Raw genomic sequence first — 18,807 nt, 5'->3', positions numbered from 1 at the left:
TTCTCAGTCTCGCATGCTCGCGCCGCCCGGCCCAGCCGAACGGGTCCGCGCGCGGGCGCGGAACTCGGCGACGAGTCGACCGCCGGCGCCGTCGCGATCGCCGTCGTCCGTTGCGATGGCCACGTCGATGAGCAGCGAGCGTCCCGATCGGGAGCGCAGCCGCGCGGTGGCGACCAGGACGTCGCCGACTCGGGCGGGGGAGAGGAACGAGACATCCGCCCCCGTGGTCATCGCGGTCTGGTCGACGGCGATCGCAACCGCGCCGCTTGCGGTGTCGGCGAGCATCATGACGAAGCCCGCGTGCGCGAAGCCCAGGCTGGTGGCCATCTCAGGGTCGACCGGCATCCGCAGGGTCGCGCTGCCCTCGTCGACGTCGACGACCTCGATACCCGCAGAGCGGCACACCGGGTCGGATGCGATCAGCTCGCCGGCCGCGGCGGGCGTCATCGAGCTGCGTCCGGGAGAGCGAGCAGGCTCACGACCGCCGCGATGCCGTCGTGCGTGGCCACCCCGCCGCCGACGGTGTGCGCGAGCGCGACGCCGGCTCCCGGGGTCGGGTTCTCCGAGCGGCCCTGCAACTGCCGGCTCAGCTCGACGACCTGTGCGACACCGGATGCCCCGACCGCGTGTCCGCGGCTCAGCAGCCCGCCGCTCGTGTTCACGGGCAGCGCACCACCGGGCGAGGTCTCGCCGTCGAGGGTCATCCGCCAGGCCGCGCCCCGCTCGACGAGGCCGAGCGATTCGATCGCGATGAGCTCGCCGATCGTGAACGCGTCGTGCACCTCGGCGATGTCGACGCGCGAGCGTTCGATGCCCGCGTCGGCGAAGGCGCGATCGCCGGCGGCTGCGGTGATGCGGGAGTGGGAGAGGTCGTAGTCGGCGTCGATGCGGAACCCCGAGGAGACGCCGGTGCCGAGCACGCGGACCGCGTCGGGCCGGGCGTCGTCGGCCGGCAGGAGCACGACCGCCGCCGCCCCATCGGCGTTGGCGCAGCACTGCAGCAGCGTGAGCGGCTCGGCGATCGGCTTGGAGGCGAGCACCTCGTCGATCGTGACGGGCTCGCGGAATCGTGCGCGCGGGTTGTTCACGCCGGCCGCGTGGTTCTTCACCGAGACCGCCGCGAGCGCACGCGGGTCGGCGTCGTACTGGGCGAGGTAACGGCTCGCGTTCATGGCGTAGATGCCCGGCAGGTTGAGTCCGAGCCGGGTCGGCTCGTCGTCGCGGTCGAGGGTGATGAGGCCGCCGTCGAACGCGGTCGTCGCCGACTCCACGCCGAGCACGAGCGCAGCGCGGACCCGGCCGGTGCGGACCGCGTGGAACGCCTCGGCGAACGCGTGCGAGCCGCTCGCGCAGGCGTTCTCGATGTTCTGCACGGGGATGCCCTGGATGTCGGTCCCGGCGAGCGAGCGTTGCGCGGCCGCACCGCCGCCCAGCACATTGCCGCACCAGACGGCGTCGAGGTCGCCCGCGGTGAGCCCGGCGTCGGTCAGCGCATCGGCGACGGCACCGACGCCCATGACCTCGATGCGCCGGTCGGGGAACCGGCCGAACGGGGTCATGCCGACGCCCGCGATCGCCACGTCGATCATGCGCTTCTCCGATGCGTCGCCACGAGGCCAGACGCCGAGGCCGGGTCGTCGACGAGCGCGACCCGTTCGCCGACCTCGACCCGCCCGTCGACGGGCGCGAGCACGCGGCCGCCGTCGAAGTCGACGTACGCGAGCGTGTACGGCGCCACGTGGCCGGGCAGGCCCACGTGGATCGTGGTGGTGGCGTAGACGACGCCGGGCCGGTCGGTCATCTGAGCACTCCGTGCAGGAAGATCTCGGCCATCTCGTCGCCGACCTGCTCGGCGGTGCGAGGGCCGTCCTCGCGGAACCAGAAATGCGTCCAGTTCGTCATGCCGATGAGCGCGAACGCGGCCACCGGCACGTCGAGGTCGGCGAGCATGCCGCGTCGCTTCAGGGTGTTGAGCTCGCTCTGCAGGAGCACGGTGGCCTCGTGCTGCTTCGCTCGCACCTCCGCCTGGTGCTCGGGCGTGAGCTTGTCGGTGTTCTCGAAGAGGGTGTGCACCGCCTCGCGATGCTCGATGGCGGTGGCCACGAGGGCCTTCACGATCGCCCGCACGCGGTCTTCAGGGGCATCCGTCGACGCCACCGCATCGCGGAGCGCCTCGACGAGGTGGTTCACCGCGGTGTCCACGATGGCCGCCAGGATCGCGCCCTTCGAGGGGAAGTAGTGGTAGAGCCCGGCGATGCTGATGTCGTTGATGGCCGCGAGGTCGCGCATGGATGCCTCGCCGAAGCCCTGCTGGCTGAACAGCCGGGCCGCGTTCTCGAGGATGCGGGTGCTGCGCGAGGCCTCGTCGGGGGCGAGTTCGGGGATCGTCATGGCGTGCGCTCCAGGATCTTCGTCTTGTGGCTCGAGCGGCCGAGCGAACCGGCCGGGACGAACTCGACCGTGGCACGGAACCGCAGCAGATCGCGAATCCGGCCCTCGATGGTCTCGGCGAGGCCCGACTCGGCGGCGCGGTCGGGCTCGTCGTGCGACTCGATGCGAACGTGCAGCGGCGGGGCGACCCGTGGGCCATCGCCGGGGGCGAGAATGCGGATGGCCCCGGTGACCTGCGGCGCGAACTGCGCGACGACGTCGCGCACGGCCGCGGGGTGCACGTTGATGCCGTTGACGATGAGCATGTCGTCGGCGCGTCCCAGGATGCGGTACCTGGGGCCGGTTCGACCGCAGGGACACGGATCGGTGACGACCTGCACGTCGTCGCCCATGTTGTAGCGCAGGATGGGGCCCGCCTGCCAGTCGAGCGACGTGTGCGTCATCTGTCCGACGACGCCGTCTGCGAGCGGCAGCGGTGCGCCGGTCTCGCCGTCGAGCAGTTCGATGAGGTGGTGCTCGGGCGCCATCGGATGCATGCCCGTCTGATGCTCGCAGGAGAGCATGAAGTGCCCCCACGCGCCGCCCATCCCGTCGAACACCCGGGCACCGTACGCCTCGGCGATGCGTGCGCGCACGGCCGGGTCGCCGGCGCCGGGCTCGCCGCCGCACTGGATGATGCGGATGCCGAGCGAGGAGACGTCGGCGCCGATGACCTCGGGCGCCCGCTCGATGAGGTGTTCGGCGAATGACGGCGTGCAGAACAGCGCGGTCGGCCGGGTGAGCCTCGCGATCGTGAGGAGGCGTGCCGTGCCGCCCTCGGCGCCCACGGGGAGCGCGCGGATGCCCGCGCGGTCGAGTGCCCGCAGCCACGGCACGCCGCCGACGAACATCGAGAGGGCGTACGCGTGCAGCACCGTGTCGCCGCGGCGCAGGCCCATCGCGGTGAACGCGCGGCCGAGCACCTCGTCGTTGACCTCGGCATCGTGCGTCGTGAACGTGTAGAACGTCGGCTCGCCGCTCGTGCCCGAGGTGGCGTTGACGTAGCGCACGTCGCCGACGTCGGCCGTGAGGTGCGCACCGTACGGATGCCCCGACTCCCGCATCGACGTCTCCTGCGACATCCGGTGCTGCGTCTTGTCGAACGTGGGGATGACCGCGAGGTCGGCCAGCGTGCGGATCGACGTGGGATCGATGCCGGCCAGGCGGTCGCGGTAGAACGGGCTGCGCTCGATGAGGTACGCGAGCTGAGTGCGGAGCGCGGCGAGCTGCTTCTCGACGAGAGCGCCGGAGTCCAGGTTCGCCGCCGTTGGCGAAATGTCTGTAGTCATGGTCCAATCCGTTAGAACGTTCGTTTGGTCTCAAGGTACGGATCGCGATACGCCTCGTCAACCCCGACTCACCTGCTGGCCGCACAATCCGCATGTTTCCGCCCGACTTCATCGAGAAACTCGCGCTTGACACTGTTCCGCCCTCGGGTTACCTTGGCACCGAACGATCGTTCACTCGACATCCGAATCGCGAGTGTGACGAGTTGACGAGCTGACAAGGAGGTTGGCTGTGGCCGCAATGACCCTGGAGGCGGTGACCGTGCCGACGGCACGCACCGAGTCCGAGCCGAGCGCGCACCGCGGACGGTACACGATCGACATCGACACCGGCGGGACATTCACCGACGGATTCATCGCCGATCACCAGACGGGGCGCGTCGTGCTCTCGAAGGTGCCGAGCACCCCGCACGACCCTTCGCAGAGCCTGCTGGACTGCACCGCCTTCGCGGCCGCTGAGCTCGGCATCGAGCTGCGCGAGTTGCTCCAGGGTGCCGGCGTCGTGCGGTACTCGAGCACCATCTCGACGAACGCGATCATCGAGCACCGGGGCCTGCGCGTCGGCCTGCTCGTGGCCGAGGGCACCGAGGAGGCGCTCGGCCTGAGCGGTGACCGCCGGCCGCTCGTCGTCCAGGGCTTCCTTCGGCCCGAGCTCGTCACGACCGTCGCGGTGCCGAGCGACGGCGAGCCCGACGCGGGCGCCGTGGTCGGTGCGTTCCAGCGTCTCGTCGAGGCGGGTGCGCAAACGGTGCTCATCGCCTTCGCCGGCTCCGGTGGCGACGAGACCGCCGAGCGCGCCGCGAAGCGCGCCATCCGCGTCCAGTACCCCGCGCACTACCTCGGTGCGGCTCCCGTCTTCACGACGGCGGAGATCGTCTCGGGCGGTGACGATGCGCTCCGGGTGAACACCGCGTTCCTCGCCGCCTACGTGCACCACCACCTCGCCAGGTACCTGTTCCGAGCCGAGGAGCGCCTGCGCGCCGCCGGCCTCAACCGCCCGCTGCTCGTCGTGCACGCCGACGGCGGTGTCACCCGCGTGGCCAAGACGCACGCGCTCGACACGTACAACTCCGGCCCCGTGAGCGGCCTGCAGGGCGCACGCGCCCTCGCCGAGCGCCGCGGCGACGACCTCGCCGTCACCATCGACATGGGCGGCACGAGCGTCGACATCGGCGTCATCGCCGGAGCCGTGCTGCCGCAGGTGCTCGAGTGGGAGCTCGCGGGCCTGCCCGTGCGACTGCCCACCGTGCGCGTCGAGGCGGTCGGCGGCGCCGGCGGCTCGATCGCGCGCGTCGTCGACGGCGAGGTGCGCGTCGGCCCCGACAGCGCCGGCGCCCGGCCCGGGCCCGCGTGCTTCGGCCTCGGCGGCACGCTTCCCACGGTCACCGACGCCGATCTCGTGCTCGGCTACGTCGACCCCGCCGGCTTCCTCGGCGGCCGCATGCGACTCGACCGCGCACGCGCCGAGGCAGCGGTGGCGACCATCGCCGACGAGCTCGGCATCGACCTCGTCGAAGCCGCCTGGCGCATCAAGGACGCGGTCGACCGGCAGACCGCCGAGGAGATCGGCACGCACGTCGGCGAGGCGGCCGCGGGCGAGGCATCCACGGCGACGCTCCTCCTCTACGGCGGCGCCGGACCGGTGCACGGCGGCGGCATCCTGTCGCACGTCGGCGCACGTCGAGCCGTGATGACGCGCACCGCCTCGGTCTTCAGTGCCTTCTCGAGCGCCTCGATGGACGTGCTGCACCAGTACCCGGTGCCCGCGCCCGAGTCCACCGGGTCGGATGCCACGGCGTGGGCCTCGTCGATCGCGACCGACCTGCCCGACCGCATGGCCCGCGCCGAGCGCGACATGCGCGGCGAGGGATTCGCGGCCGGCTCGCTGCGATACCGGTTGCACGCGCTCGGACGCGACGGCGACGGCCGCTCCACCAGCGTGAAGGTCCCCCTCGAGCTCGGTGCCGAGTCGGCGTCGCTCGAGCAGGTGCACCGCTCGCTCGCCGAGGCCGGCGCCGAGGTGCAGCTCCTCGCGCTCGAAGCCACCGCCGGCGTGCCGCATCACGAGGTCACCGCCGCCCCGCTCGGCGACGAGGATGCCTCCGAGGCGATCGTGGGCGAGCGCGAGGCGTACTGGGGGCCCGAGACCGGCCTCGCGACCGCGCCCGTCTACGACCGCGACCGCCTCCTGCCGGGCAACGTGCTCGAGGGCCCCGCCCTCGTGCAGGGCTCGGACACCACCATCGTCGTGCCGCCCGGCCAGCACCTCGCGGTCGACGAGTGGAACGACGACATCCTCACCGTCTCCGGCGCCGACTCCGCAGCCGATTCCGACAACTCCGAAGCCAACTCCGAAGGAGGAGCACGATGACCGAGAGGGTCCGCGTCACCGAGACGCTCGACATCGACCTCGACGCGGGTCGCTGGACCTGCAACCGCTGCGGTCAGGACATCGGCGACGCCGAGCACAGCTACAAGGAGGGCCTCCTGGTCGCCGAGCGCGATCCCGAGGAGGTGCACCCGCGGCGCGCGCCCGAGGGCTCCGCGTACTCGTTCGCGCCCGACCCCGAGTGGTGCCGCGTGCTCGAGTTCTACTGCCCCGGATGCGCCGTGCTCGTCGAGGTGGAATACCTCCCGCCGGGGCATCCGATCACGCGCGACCTCGTGTTCGACCTCGCCTCCCTGCGGGCTTCGGCCGGACGATGAGCCGCATCGCGAGCGTCGTGCGGGGAGACGCGCTCCCCGCGCCGATCTTCACGCCGCTCGTCGGCGGGTTCGCGGCGACCATCACGCAGACCTCGCCCGAGACGTTCTGGCGCTCGGCACCTGCCCAGGCGGCCGCCCTCGCCGAGACGGCGCGCCTCTTCGGACTCGACGCGATCACCGTGGGCCTCGACCCGGCGGCGCTCGCCGAGGCCGCGGGCGCCGAGGTCGACTGGTCGACCGGGCGTGGCATCGTGACGTCGGGCGTGCCGGCGGCCGACGCCGAGCTGAGCCTCGACCCGGGTGCCACGACCGTGCTCGATGTGGCGCTGCGCCTCGGCCAGACCCTCGGCGGGGTCACCGACGTGATCGGCGTGGTGCCCGGCGTCGCGACGCTCGCACGGCTGCTCGCCGGTGATGAGCAGAGCGCACCCGATGCCGCGGAGCGACTCGCCGCCCGTCTCGTGATCGAGGCCGCGCGCGGCTACGGCGAGGTCAGGGTCGCCGCCCTGCTCGTGCTCGACGACGCGGAGGGGTTCGCCACGGCGGAGTCCGCGGCCGTGCGGCGCGCGGAGCGCGTGCTCGCGAACACGGCGCGGTTCTTCGACATCCCGCTGCTGCGCTCGGTGCCGGCCGGAGCCGACGCCGACGCCGAGCGCATCGCCCCCGCGCACGCGGCGCTGCCGGCCGACGAGCCGGTGACCGGCGTGCCGAGCGCTGTGCCCGTCACCCCCGGCGAGCCCGTCTCGGTGCCGTCCGCGTGGTACACGAGCGCGGGAGAGCTCGACCCGGCGCTGCCGCCAGAACTCCTCCACGACCTCGTCGGGGCGCTCCGCACCGACGCCTGATCCCGGCGCGGCATCCGTCGCCCGACCACACCCTGAGGCGGCGCCCGCCGCCCGACCCACGACCGAAGGAAAGGACGCCCGATGGGCAACACAATCGACATCGATGTCGGCGGAACGTTCACCGACTGCTATATGCGGCGCGGCTCGCAGGTGATCACGGCGAAGGTGCCGACGACCCACTACGACCTGTCCGTGTGCTTCCGCCAGGCCATCGAGACCGGTGCCGAGAGGTCGGGCGTCGACGTCGCCGCCCTGCTCTCCGACACCGAGCTGATCCGCTACTCGACGACCATCGGCATCAACTCGCTCATCGAGCGCACGGGGCCGGCCCTCGGGCTCATCACGACCCGCGGCTTCGAGGACACGGTGTTCATCGGACGCTCACGCCAGTGGGCCGACGGCATCCCCATCGAGGAGACGCGCGACCTCTCGCGCATCCAGAAGCCCGTGCCGCTGCTCGACAAGTCGATGGTCGTCGGCGTGCGCGAGCGCGTCGACTGCTTCGGCAACGTGCTGATGCCGCTCGACGCCGACGACGTGCGCGAGCAGGTGCAGGCTCTCGTCGACCGCGGCGCGCGCGGCTTCGTGGTGTCGCTCCTGTGGTCGTTCCTGAACCCGCAGCACGAGCTCGAGATCCTCGACATCATCCGGTCGGAGTATCCCGACACCTACCTCGGCAACGTGCCGGTGGTCTGCTCGCACCAGATCTCGCCGCGCGGCGGCGAGTACACGCGCACCATGACATCCATCGTCGACGCCTACACGCACCAGCAGATCTCCTCCCAGCTGTGGACGATCGGCGAGATGGTGCGAGACGCCGGCTACACGAAGCCGCTCGCCCTCGTTCACAACAACGGCGGTTCGAAGAAGGTCGCCCGCACCCGCGCCATCGACACGCACGGCGCGGGACCCGTCGCGGGTGTGCTCGGCAGCGCGTACCTGGCGAGGCAGTACGGCCTCGACCGGGTGGTGTTCACGGATGTCGGCGGCACGAGCTTCGACCTCGGGGTCGTCACCGACGGCAGCGTGTCGAGCTACGAGTTCCGTCCGGTGCTCGACCGCTGGCGCGTGCAGGGCTCGTTCGTGGAGACCCGCTCGATCGGCGCCGGCGGCGGTTCCATCGCCTCGGTCGACTCGAGCCTGGGCCGGCTGAAGGTCGGACCGGCCAGCGCGGGCTCGATGCCCGGACCGGCGTGCTACGGCCTCGGCGGCGAGCGTGCGACGGTCACCGACGCCGACCTCGTGCTCGGGCTCCTCGACGCCGACAATTACCTCGGCGGCCGCATGCAGCTCGACATCGAAGCGGCGCGCGACGCGATCGAGGCCGACGTGGCCGAGCCGCTCGGCATCTCCGTCGAGGAGGCCGCGTGGCAGATCCGCCGACTCGTCGACGCGACGATGGGCCAGGAGATCTTCAAGGAACTCGCGCTCAAGGGTCACGACCCGCGAACCTTCACGATCTTCGCCGCGGGGGGCGCGGGAGCCACGCACGCCGCGGGCTACGCCGAGGCCGTCGGTGCGACGAGCGTGATGACGTTCCCGTTCAGCTCGGTGTTCTGCGCATTCGGCGCGTCGACCACCGACGTGCTGCACATCTACGAGCGTTCGCGCCACCTCACGGTGACCCAGTTCATGCAGCCCGGCTTCGCGCTCGACACCGAGACGTTCAACGCGATCGTGGCGCAGCTGCTCGACGACGCGAAGCAGGACTTCGAACTCGAAGGCTACGCCGCCGACCGCCTGCACTATTCGCTCGAGCTCGACATGCGCTACAAGACGCAGCTCAACCAGACGCGCGTCACGGTGCCGAAGGCGTTCCTCGAGGGCGACGACGACGTGCGCGAGCTCTGCGACGTCTTCAACGAGGCGTACGCCAGGCAGTACAGCCCCGAGGCGGCCTTCCCGCAGGCCGGCATCGACATCGAGGAGTTCCACCTCAAGGTGTGGGTGCCCGCCGACCACGAGCCCGCGGTGACGCAGGAGCTCGTGCCCGGCGACGGCGGCGCGGCGAAGACCGGCGAGCGGCACGTGTACTGGGGACCGGCGGGCACCGTCGCGACCGGGGTGTACGACCGCCTGCGACTGGTGCCGGGCGACGCGTTCGCGGGCCCGGCGATCGTCGAGTCCGACGACACCACCACGGTCGTGCCGATCGGCTGGCACTACCGCATCGACGAGTACGGCAATGGCGTGATCGAGCGTGGCCTCCACGGCGACGCTCGGAAGGGAACGGAACGATGAGCGGCAGGGACCTCGAGGTCATCACCCGGCTCAAGCCGGAGGCGTGGACGGAGCGCGAGCAGCAGGCGGCGGTCGACCTCGACCGGCTCGAGCTGTCGATCTTCAGCCACAAGCTCGAGACCACCACGGTCGAGTGCCAGGAGCTGCTCGCGCGGCTCGGCGCGTCGACGGGCGCCCGCTGGGGCGACTCCGGCTTCGCGTTCTACACGGCGCAGGGCGACATCTCGGTGTGCTCCACGGGCATCTACTTCCACGCGTTCCTGCAGCAGATCCCCATCAAGTACACCGTGAAGCACTGGACGAACGACCTCACGGTCGGCGTCGAGGAGGGTGACGCGTTCTTCTCGAACGACCCGCTCTACGGCGGCGTGCACGCACCCGACATGACGCTGTTCGTGCCCGTGTTCGTCGACGGCGAGCTCATCGCGTGGACCGGTGCGGTCATCCATACGGGCGAGTGCGGTGCGAACGTGCCCGGCGGCGTGACCCTCCAGGCGCGCAGCCGCTACGAGGAGGGCCTGCACATCCCGCCCGTGAAGGTGGCCTCGAAGTACCGGATGCGCGAGGACGTGCTGAACCTCCTCGCCAACGGCGTGCGCGACCCGCGCCTGCTCATGCTCGACATCAAGGCGCGCCTCGCGGCGTGTCGCCGTGGCGAGGAGCGGCTGAAGGAGGTCGCCGCCGAGCGCGGTGCCGACTTCGTCGTCGGCGCCCTGCGCACCCTGATCCAGGATGCGACGGATGCCGCACGCGACCGGATCGCGTCGCTGCCCGACGCCACCGTGCGCCAGGTCGCGTTCATGGACACGGTCGGCACCGAGGACGCGCTGATCAAGCTCGACCTCGTGCTCACGAAGACGGGTGACACGATCCACTGCGACCTCAGCAACAGCTCCCCCGAGGTCGTCGGTCACCCGGCGAACAGCTTCGCGCACACCATCATCGGCAAGTCGGCGAACTTCCTCTGCAGTTACCTGTTCCCCGACCTGCCGATCAACAGCGGCCTGAGCGAGGTCTGCGACTGGACGTTCCGGCAGGGCACCTTCGTGTCGCCGAGCCCCGACGCGCCGATCTCGCTCGCGCCCAACGTGATGGCGACCTTCAACCTGGCGTTCTCGATGGCCTGCGCGAAGCTCATCTACTCGCAGATCCCCGAACGCGCGGTCGCGCCGTGGTTCAACGGGTTCAACATGCCGGTGTACGGCGGCCTGAACCAGTGGGGCGAGCCCGTCGGCGACATCTTCAGCGAGATCAACGGCGGCGGCAGCGGCGGCCGGCCCACGAGCGACGGCGTGAACGTCGCGGGGTCGTACTTCGCGACGCTGTCGGACTCGGGCGAGGTCGAGATCATCGAGAACGGCGCTCCCGTGCTGTACCCGTTCCGCAGCCAGTTCCTGGCCGACTCGTGCGGCCACGGGAAGCACCGTGGCGGCGCCGGCATGGACACGGCCTACATGGTGCACGGGGTGCCGTGGGTGCTGCTCGGCGCCTTCGGGTTCGGCTCGAAGCATCCGGTGTCGCTCGGGCTCTTCGGCGGCTACGCCTCGGCGTCGATCCCGGCGGTGCGTCGCAGCAACACCAACCTGCTCGAGCTCATGGCCTCGGGCAGCGCGTCGGTGCCGACCAATGCGGAGGAGCTGATCCGGGGCGACGACGTCACGGGCACCGTGTCCTTCCAGTCGGTCTCGGCACCGATGCAGCCGAGCGCCGAGGGCGACGTGCTCATGGTGGCGACCGGCGGCGGCACCGGGTACGGCGACGTGCTCGAGCGCGAGCCGGCCCCGATCATGGAGGACGTGCGGTGGGGGATCACCAGCCAGTGGGCGGCTGCCGAGCTCTACCACGTGGCCTTCGACCCCGAGACGCTCGAGGTCGACGAGGCCGGGACTCAGGCGGCCCGCGAGGCCGTTCGCCGCCGTCGCCTCGAGCGTGGGCGCCCGCTCGCCGAGTTCGAGGCGGACTGGAACGAGCGCCGGCCCGACCCGTGGGTGACGCGCCACTACGGCGCGTGGCCGAACCCGGCCGAGGCGGAACTGCCCGCACCGGCGATGCTCTGACCACGCGGCATCCGCGATATTCAGCATGACGTCGGCGCAACGGAGCGCGCGACGCCGAGAAAGGAACCCCGAATGAAAGCCCTCGTCCTCGACGAAGGGGGAGCGGTCTCCCTGCAGCAGGTCCCCGACCCCGAGGCGACGGATGCCGGTGACGCCGTCGTGCGGGTCACGTCCACCTCGATCTGCGGCTCCGACCTGCACCTCATGCACGGCGCCCTGCCGAGCAAGCCGCCGTACGTGCTCGGACACGAGTACGTCGGCGTGGTCGCGGAGGTCGGCGCCGGCGTGCACGGCATCGCGGTCGGCGAGCGGGTCGTCGGCCCGGCCGCACCGTGGTGCGGTGCCTGCGCGATGTGCCGTCGCGGCCAGATCCAGCTGTGCCAGCGCGGCGGCGTCTTCGGCAGCGGTCCGACCTTCGGTGGACTCGGCGGCGCCATGGCCGAGTTCCTCCGGGTGCCGCACGCCGACACCGTGCTCTCGAAGATCCCCGACGCTGTCACCGACGAGCAGGCGTTGCTCCTCGGCGACGTGGTCTCGACCGGCATGACCGGCGTGCGGCACGCGCTCGCCGGACCTGGCGGCGTGCTCGTGGTGGTCGGCTGCGGACCGGTGGGCCTCTCGGCCGTGCACACCGCACGACTGTTCGCGCCCAGCGAGATCATCGCCATCGATCGCGTGCCCGGACGCCTGCGCGTCGCCGAGCAACTCGGCGCCACCCGCACGATCGACGCCTCATCCGAGGACGTCCCGGCGATCGTCGGCGAGCTCACCGGCAGCCGCGGTGCCGACGGCGTCGTCGAGGCCGTGGGTCTGCCCGCGACGATCGCCCAGGCGGTCGACCTCGCGGGCGTCGGCGGACGCATCGCCGTGGTCGGCATCGCGCCCGGACCGGTCGAGCTGCCGATGCCGCAGATGCTGTTCAAGAACCTGACGCTCTGGACCGGTCTCGGCGACCTCGGACACATCGACACGCTGCTCGACCAGGTCGCCCGGGGCGTGCTCGACCCGTCGCCGATGATCACCGACCGAGTGTCGCTCGACGACCTCGTCGGTGCGATCGAGCGGTTCTCCGACCCCGCAAACGGCGTCGTCAAGTACGCCGTCTCGGTCGGCTAGGAGCCTCGGAGAGACGCAGCGCAGAGACGCGGATGCCGCGGCCGATCGTCGCCGGCCGCGGCATCCGCTTCGTTCGAATCACACGTGAGAACACATGAGAATCCGGGTTACGTCGCCGCCCACAGCGGGCGAACACCGGATGCTCATGTGTTGTTGCGGATGCCCCCGCGTGCCCTACTGGTTGCGCAGGTCGTAGACGCGCTTGTACTTGCCCTCGCTGCGGGGCAGCGTGCCCGGCTCCTCGAGGACCACGGCGACCGACGAGCCGACGAATTCCTTGATGCGCTCGGCGAGCACGACCGTGGCGCCCCGGCTGTCCTCGACGGACAGGTCGGGGTGGCGTTCGATGCGCACGGTGAGGTCGTCCATGGTGCCCTTGCGGGTGAGTTCGAGGATGAAGTGCGGGGTGAGCTCCTCGAGGCCGAGCACGATCTCCTCGATCTGCGTCGGGAACAGGTTCACGCCGCGCAGGATGATCATGTCGTCGTTGCGGCCGGTGATCTTCTCGATGCGCCGCATCGACGGACGGGCGGTGCCGGGCAGCAGCCGCGTGAGGTCGCGCGTGCGGTACCGGATGACCGGGAACGCCTCCTTGGTGAGCGTCGTGAACACGAGCTCGCCCATGGTGCCGTCGGGCACGCGGTCGAGGTTGTCGTCGATGATCTCGGGGAGGAAGTGGTCCTCCCAGATGTGGGGGCCGTCCTTCGTCTCGATGCACTCGTTGCCGACGCCCGGGCCCATGACCTCGCTGAGGCCGTAGATGTCGACCGCGTCGAGGCCCATGCGCTGCTGCAGCTCGCGACGCAGCTCATTGGTCCACGGCTCGGCACCGAGCACGCCGACCTTGAGGCTCGTCGAGTGCGGATCGATGCCCGCGGCGACCATGGCGTCGGCGATCGTCAGCAGGTAGCTGGGCGTGCACAGGATCGCGTCGGGCTCGAAGTCGCGGATCAGCTGCACCTGTCGCGCGGTCTGGCCACCCGAGACCGGGATGACCGTGGCGCCGAGCTTCTCGATGCCGCCGTGCGCCCCGAGTCCGCCGGTGAACAGGCCGTAGCCGTAGGCGTTGTGCACCTTCATGCCCGGACGCACGCCCGAGGCGCGCAGCGAGCGCGCGATGAGCGTCGCCCAGTGCTCGAGGTCCTGCTTGGTGTACCCGACGACCGTGGGCCGGCCGGTCGTGCCCGAGGAGGCGTGGATGCGCGCGACCCGCTCCATCGGCACGGCGAACATGCCGAACGGGTAGGTCTGGCGCAGGTCCTCCTTGGTCGTGAACGGCAGCTTCACGACGTCGTCGAGCGAGCGGATGTCGTCGGGGTGCACGCCCGCGTCGTCGAACTTCTTCGTGTAGAGCGGCACGTTCTCGTAGGCGTGGCGCACGGTGCGCTGGAGGCGCTCGAGCTGCAGCGCCTCGAGCTCGGCGCGGCTCATCCGCTCCTCGGGATCGAGTTCGTCGAGGGTGGGCGGGCGGATGCCCGAGACGGTCGCGGAGGAGACGGTGCTGGGGGTGGTCGACGTCGACACGGTGTGCTCCAGGGGTGAGAAGTGGCTGTGGATGCGGCGCGCTACGCGCCCCGCTGCTCGGCCTGCAGTGAACGGTTGGTGGTGATGGATCGGCCGCGGAACTCGGCGACGGCGTCGCCGTGCTCGTCGACGACCGACACGTCGTAGAGCCCGGTGCGGCCGCTGCGGGTGCGGCGCACCGCCGTGGCGGTGAGCGTCTGCCCGGCGACGGTGGACTTCAGGAAGGTGATGTCGGCGCCCGCGGCGACGGTGATGTTGTCGTCCTCGTTGCACGCGATCGCGAACGCGGTGTCGGCAAGCGTGAACACGAGGCCGCCGTGGGTGATCTTGAATCCGTTGGTCATGTCCTCGCGCACGCGCATGGTGACCACGGCGTGACCCGGGTCGTCGCGTTCCACGACCATGCCGAGCGATGACGACGCGAGGTCGCGGTCCATCATGGCGCGATTGGCGGCAGGTGACGCCGCCTCGGCAGCAGCGGCATCGGTGGTCGTCGCCTCTGTGGCGGCATCCGTCATCTTGAAGCTCCTCATCGAGTTCGCACGCCGTTGCAGTGGCGCTGCATTCGACTATATACTAACTGAACGATCGGTTAGTAATACCGAGTACCCGACGTGCCCGGATGCCGCGAACACTACAGGAGTCGACGATGACCTCTCCCGCAGACCTCAGCCTGGTCGAGCGCGAGCTCTCCCCCGAGGAGGCCCAGTTCAACGACCTCATCGAGAAGGACTCGCGCATCGAGCCCCGCGACTGGATGCCCGACGCCTACCGCAAGACGCTGATCCGCCAGATCTCGCAGCACGCGCACTCCGAGATCATCGGAATGCAGCCCGAGTCGAACTGGATCTCGCGCGCGCCGAGCCTCAAGCGCAAGGCGATCCTCATCGCCAAGGTGCAGGACGAGGCCGGCCACGGGCTGTACCTCTACTCGGCCGCCCAGACGCTCGGTATCACCCGCGAGGAGATGACGGACCAGCTGATCTCGGGCAAGGCCAAGTACTCCTCGATCTTCAACTACACGACCCCGACCTGGGCCGACATGGGCTCCATCGGCTGGCTCGTCGACGGCGCCGCGATCGCCAACCAGGTGCCGCTCTGCCGTGCCTCCTACGGCCCCTACGGCCGGGCGATGGTGCGCATCTGCAAGGAGGAGTCGTTCCACCAGCGTCAGGGCTTCGAGATCCTCCTCGAACTGATGCAGGGCACCGAGGAGCAGCGCCGCATGGCCCAGGAGTCCGTGAACCGCTGGTACTGGCCCGCGCTCATGATGTTCGGTCCGCCCGACGACGAGTCGCCGAACTCGGCGCAGTCGATGGCATGGAAGATCAAGCGCTTCTCGAACGACGAGCTGCGCCAGCGGTTCGTCGGCATGCTCGTGCCGCAGGCCGAAGTGCTCGGCGTGACGCTGCCCGACCCGAACCTCAAGTGGAACGAGGAGAAGCAGGCCTACGACATGAGCGAGATCGACTGGGACGAGTTCCACGAGGTCATCGCCGGCCGTGGGCCCGCCAACGCCGAGCGGATGCGCCGTCGTCGCGAGGCCCACGACAACGGCGCCTGGGTGCGGGAGGCCGCCGCGGCCTACGCCGCCAAGCAGGCCGCGAAGCAGAAGGTGGTGGCGTGATGTCGACGCCCGGTGAGATGGGAACCGAGTCCTGGCCACTCTGGGAGGTCTTCGTGCGGGCCAACCGCGGCCTCAGCCACGTGCACGTCGGCTCGCTGCACGCGCCCGACGCCGACATGGCCGTGCGCAACGCCCGCGACCTCTACACGCGCCGCAACGAGGGCGTGTCGATCTGGGTGATGCCCGCCGACGCGATCACCACGAGCGACCCCGACGCGAAGGGCGCGTACTTCGAGAGCCCCGCCGGCAAGAACTACCGGCACGCCGTGTACTACACGAAGAGCGAAGGGGTGAAGCACCTGTGAGCGACCAGCACGACCTCGACCTGCACGGCGAGGTGTCGGTCGACCGGCTCCGGCTCGCCGACGAGTACGCGGGCGACAGCGCGCGCCACGGCGCGGTCGCGTCGCCGGATGTCGCGGAGTACGCCATGCGTCTCGGCGACGACGCCCTCGTGCTCGCTCAGCACCTCGGCGACTGGGTCTCCCGCGCGCCGGAGCTCGAGGAGGACGTCGCGCTCGGCAACATCGCGCTCGACCTCATCGGCCACGCACGCTCGCTGCTGCACTTCGCGGGCACCGCGTCCGGGCGCAGCGAAGACGACCTCGCGTACTTCCGCCACGAGCCCGACTTCCGCAACGCGTGGCTCTTCGAGCAGCCGAACGGCGACTTCGCGCACACGATCGCACGTGGGCTCGTGGCATCCGTCTACCTCGTCGAGCTCTACGCCGCGCTGACCGACTCGACCGACCCGACGCTCGCGGCCATCGCCGCGAAGTCGGCGAAGGAGGTCGACTACCACCGCGACCACGCGATCCAGTGGACGCTCCGCCTCGCCGGCGGCACCGACGAGTCGCGTCGCCGCATGATCGTGGCGATCGGCGACACGTGGCCGTACGTCGAGGAGCTGTTCCACGACGACGAGCTCGTCGAGCGGCTCGCGGCCCAGGGCATCGCGGTGCTGCCGTCGTCGCTCCGCGCCGGGTTCGACGCCGCGATCGCCGACATCTTCGCCGAGGCGAAGCTCGAACTGCCCACCGGCCGGCACGCGTACATCGCGTCCGGCGGTGGCCGTCAGGGCAAGCACACCGAGCACCTCGGGCCGCTGTTGGCCGAGATGCAGGTGCTGGCCCGTGCACACCCGGGGGCATCGTGGTGACCGCGCATTCGACAGGCTCAGAGACCGTCGCACGTCCGCTGCCCACCGACCCGGCCGCCCGCCGGGCGTGGGATATCGCCGCGACCGTGACCGACCCCGAGATCCCCGTGCTCACGATCGAAGACCTCGGCGTGCTGCGCTCCGTGTCGGTCGAGGATGGCGGCGCCGTGCACGTCGAGCTGACTCCGACGTACAGCGGATGCCCCGCCATGGACGCCATGCGCGACGACGTCGTGCTCGCCCTCACCCACGCCGGCTACCCCGACGTCGACGTGCACCTCGTGCTGGCACCGGCGTGGACCACCGACTGGATGAGCGAGGACGGCAAGCAGAAGCTCCGGGAGTACGGCATCCAGGCTCCGACCGGCCACGCGGCCGTGCGCGGCGGACCCGTGCGCGTGCAGATGGCGGTCAAGTGCCCCCGCTGCAACTCGATCAACACGAAAGAGATCGCCCGCTTCGGCTCGACCTCGTGCAAGGCGCTCTACGAGTGCCGTGACTGCCTCGAGCCCTTCGACTACTTCAAGGTGCTCTGATGGCTGCACGTAATCTCGGGTCCTTCGCTGCCCGCCCTTCGGCGAGCGCCAAGGGGGCCGAAGCGGATGCCGCGACGGCGTCCGCCTTCCTGCAGAGCGCGGTCGGGGGCGAGCACGTGGCCAAGCGCCACCGTGCCCGGTTCCACACGCTCGACGTCGCCGAGGTGCGACCGCTCACGGATGACGCGGTCGAGGTCACCTTCGACGTGCCCGACAAGCTCGCCGACGACTACGCGTACCTGCCGGGCCAGTACGTCGCGATCCGTGCGACGCTCGAGGGCAAGGAGCTGCGACGCAGCTACTCGCTGTGCCGGCAGCCGAGCCGTGGCAGCATCTCGGTCGCGATCAAGCGCGACCTCGGCGGCCGCTTCTCGACGTGGGCGAACTCCGAGCTGAAGGCGGGTGACTCGCTCGACGTGATGAGCCCGCAGGGCACCTTCACGTCGGGGCTCGAGGCGCTCGACGGCAAGCACATCGTCGGCATCGCCGCCGGATCGGGCATCACGCCGCTGATGGCGCTCGCCCACACGGTGCTCGCTCGTTCGGACTCGGCCCGGTTCACCCTCGTCTACACGAACCGCTCGACGCGCGACGTGATGTTCCTCGAGGAACTCGCCGAGCTGAAGGACCGTTACCCGTCGCGGCTCGCGCTGCACCACGTGCTCTCGCGCGAGCAGCGCACCGCGCCGCTCCTCTCGGGTCGCATCGACGCCGAGAAGCTGCAGAAGATGCTCGAGATGCTCATCCACCCCGAGACGGTCGACGAGTGGTTCCTGTGCGGGCCGTTCGAGCTCGTGCAGCTCGCGCGCGACACGCTCGAGACGGCGGGTGTGCCGACGAAGCACGTGCGTTACGAGCTGTTCACGACCGACTCCGCCGACCGCGTCGAGGGCGAGCACGGGCGTCCCGTCGTCGTGCAGCGTGGCGAGCCCACGGTCGCGATCGAGTTCAACCTCGATGGGGTGACCTCGAGCGTCGAGAGCCCGGTCTCGGCGAACGAGTCGATCCTCAACGCCGCCCTGCGGGTGCGGTCGGATGTCCCGTTCGCCTGCGCGGGCGGCGTGTGCGGCACCTGCCGGGCCCGCGTGGTCGAGGGCAGCGTGAACATGACCGAGAACTACGCGCTGGAGCCCGAGGAGCTCGAGCGTGGATACGTGCTCACGTGCCAGTCGCACCCCAAGTCCGACCGCGTCGTGGTGGACTACGACGTCTAGGCGGGGCGATTCCATTCCCGAGGGTCGTTTCCGGCCAGAATGATCGCGCGGGCGTTGCGCGGAAGG

18 protein-coding genes are annotated in these 18,807 nt (G+C 70.7%); 11 read left to right on the top strand and 7 right to left on the bottom strand.

What is annotated here, in order from left to right:
• Positions 1–3 precede the first annotated feature (3 nt).
• Genes AB0K73_RS00780 through AB0K73_RS00760 form a run of 5 tightly spaced genes read right to left on the bottom strand, consistent with a single transcriptional unit; the run spans position 4 to position 3,719 of the window.
• Positions 4–447, bottom strand: a complete 444-nt coding sequence (locus AB0K73_RS00780) for a PaaI family thioesterase (protein WP_360511097.1) — start codon at positions 445–447, stop codon at positions 4–6.
• Positions 444–1,589: a thiolase family protein gene (locus AB0K73_RS00775; protein ID WP_360511098.1), complete on the bottom strand. Its 1,146-nt coding sequence runs from the start codon at positions 1,587–1,589 to the stop codon at positions 444–446. Before AB0K73_RS00775 ends, AB0K73_RS00780 begins: the two co-directional genes overlap by 4 nt.
• On the bottom strand, positions 1,586–1,801 hold the full coding sequence (locus tag AB0K73_RS00770; RefSeq protein ID WP_360511099.1) for an OB-fold domain-containing protein: 216 nt from the start codon (positions 1,799–1,801) through the stop codon (positions 1,586–1,588). The genes AB0K73_RS00775 and AB0K73_RS00770 overlap by 4 nt, the downstream gene beginning before the upstream one ends.
• A complete protein-coding gene (locus AB0K73_RS00765) occupies positions 1,798–2,391 on the bottom strand; it encodes a TetR/AcrR family transcriptional regulator (protein WP_360511100.1) in 594 nt (197 codons plus the stop codon). The genes AB0K73_RS00770 and AB0K73_RS00765 overlap by 4 nt, the downstream gene beginning before the upstream one ends.
• A complete protein-coding gene (locus AB0K73_RS00760; RefSeq protein ID WP_360511101.1) occupies positions 2,388–3,719 on the bottom strand; it encodes a hypothetical protein in 1,332 nt (443 codons plus the stop codon). Before AB0K73_RS00760 ends, AB0K73_RS00765 begins: the two co-directional genes overlap by 4 nt.
• 238 nt (positions 3,720–3,957) lie before the next feature.
• Between AB0K73_RS00760 and AB0K73_RS00755 the strand changes: the two genes are divergently transcribed.
• From AB0K73_RS00755 to AB0K73_RS00730, 6 genes are all read left to right on the top strand, one after another.
• A complete protein-coding gene (locus AB0K73_RS00755; protein ID WP_360511311.1) occupies positions 3,958–6,087 on the top strand; it encodes a hydantoinase/oxoprolinase family protein in 2,130 nt (709 codons plus the stop codon).
• On the top strand, positions 6,084–6,422 hold the full coding sequence (locus tag AB0K73_RS00750; RefSeq protein ID WP_360511102.1) for an acetone carboxylase subunit gamma: 339 nt from the start codon (positions 6,084–6,086) through the stop codon (positions 6,420–6,422). Before AB0K73_RS00755 ends, AB0K73_RS00750 begins: the two co-directional genes overlap by 4 nt.
• Positions 6,419–7,267, top strand: a complete 849-nt coding sequence (locus AB0K73_RS00745) for a uroporphyrinogen decarboxylase family protein (RefSeq protein WP_360511103.1) — start codon at positions 6,419–6,421, stop codon at positions 7,265–7,267. Before AB0K73_RS00750 ends, AB0K73_RS00745 begins: the two co-directional genes overlap by 4 nt.
• An 81-nt stretch (positions 7,268–7,348) precedes the next feature.
• Positions 7,349–9,508, top strand: a complete 2,160-nt coding sequence (locus AB0K73_RS00740) for a hydantoinase/oxoprolinase family protein (protein WP_360511104.1) — start codon at positions 7,349–7,351, stop codon at positions 9,506–9,508.
• Entirely contained in the window at positions 9,505–11,565 is a 2,061-nt protein-coding gene (locus AB0K73_RS00735) for a hydantoinase B/oxoprolinase family protein (RefSeq protein WP_360511105.1), read from the top strand. The genes AB0K73_RS00740 and AB0K73_RS00735 overlap by 4 nt, the downstream gene beginning before the upstream one ends.
• A gap of 72 nt (positions 11,566–11,637) precedes the next feature.
• Entirely contained in the window at positions 11,638–12,681 is a 1,044-nt protein-coding gene (locus AB0K73_RS00730; protein ID WP_360511106.1) for an alcohol dehydrogenase catalytic domain-containing protein, read from the top strand.
• 174 nt (positions 12,682–12,855) lie between these two features.
• Here the strand turns inward: AB0K73_RS00730 and paaK are convergent, their stop codons facing one another.
• Positions 12,856–14,112, bottom strand: a complete 1,257-nt coding sequence (gene paaK, locus AB0K73_RS00725; RefSeq protein ID WP_360511313.1) for a phenylacetate--CoA ligase PaaK — start codon at positions 14,110–14,112, stop codon at positions 12,856–12,858.
• A 134-nt stretch (positions 14,113–14,246) separates the two neighbouring features.
• Positions 14,247–14,723, bottom strand: a complete 477-nt coding sequence (paaI, locus tag AB0K73_RS00720; RefSeq protein WP_360511107.1) for a hydroxyphenylacetyl-CoA thioesterase PaaI — start codon at positions 14,721–14,723, stop codon at positions 14,247–14,249.
• Positions 14,724–14,854: 131 nt separating this feature from the next.
• On the opposite strand from paaI, the gene paaA reads away from it, so the two are divergent.
• Genes paaA through paaE form a run of 5 tightly spaced genes read left to right on the top strand, consistent with a single transcriptional unit; the run spans position 14,855 to position 18,741 of the window.
• On the top strand, positions 14,855–15,832 hold the full coding sequence (gene paaA / locus AB0K73_RS00715; RefSeq protein WP_360511108.1) for a 1,2-phenylacetyl-CoA epoxidase subunit PaaA: 978 nt from the start codon (positions 14,855–14,857) through the stop codon (positions 15,830–15,832).
• Positions 15,832–16,137: a 1,2-phenylacetyl-CoA epoxidase subunit PaaB gene (gene paaB, locus AB0K73_RS00710; RefSeq protein ID WP_360511109.1), complete on the top strand. Its 306-nt coding sequence runs from the start codon at positions 15,832–15,834 to the stop codon at positions 16,135–16,137. The genes paaA and paaB overlap by 1 nt, the downstream gene beginning before the upstream one ends.
• Entirely contained in the window at positions 16,134–16,991 is an 858-nt protein-coding gene (gene paaC / locus AB0K73_RS00705) for a 1,2-phenylacetyl-CoA epoxidase subunit PaaC (protein ID WP_360511110.1), read from the top strand. The genes paaB and paaC overlap by 4 nt, the downstream gene beginning before the upstream one ends.
• A 38-nt stretch (positions 16,992–17,029) precedes the next feature.
• Complete coding sequence (gene paaD / locus AB0K73_RS00700) at positions 17,030–17,527, top strand: 1,2-phenylacetyl-CoA epoxidase subunit PaaD (RefSeq protein ID WP_360511315.1); 498 nt, start codon at positions 17,030–17,032, stop codon at positions 17,525–17,527.
• Positions 17,527–18,741 carry a 1,2-phenylacetyl-CoA epoxidase subunit PaaE gene (gene paaE / locus AB0K73_RS00695; protein WP_360511111.1) on the top strand — a complete coding sequence of 405 codons (1,215 nt, stop codon included), beginning with the start codon at positions 17,527–17,529 and terminating at the stop codon, positions 18,739–18,741. The genes paaD and paaE overlap by 1 nt, the downstream gene beginning before the upstream one ends.
• Positions 18,742–18,807: the final 66 nt, after the last annotated feature.

It is taken from the genome of Agromyces sp. NPDC052230 (assembly GCF_040679595.1).
In the GTDB taxonomy this organism is placed as follows: domain Bacteria; phylum Actinomycetota; class Actinomycetes; order Actinomycetales; family Microbacteriaceae; genus Agromyces.
The sequence above is the reverse complement of the archived record's forward strand: the minus strand, read 5'-3'. Positions and strand labels throughout refer to the sequence as shown.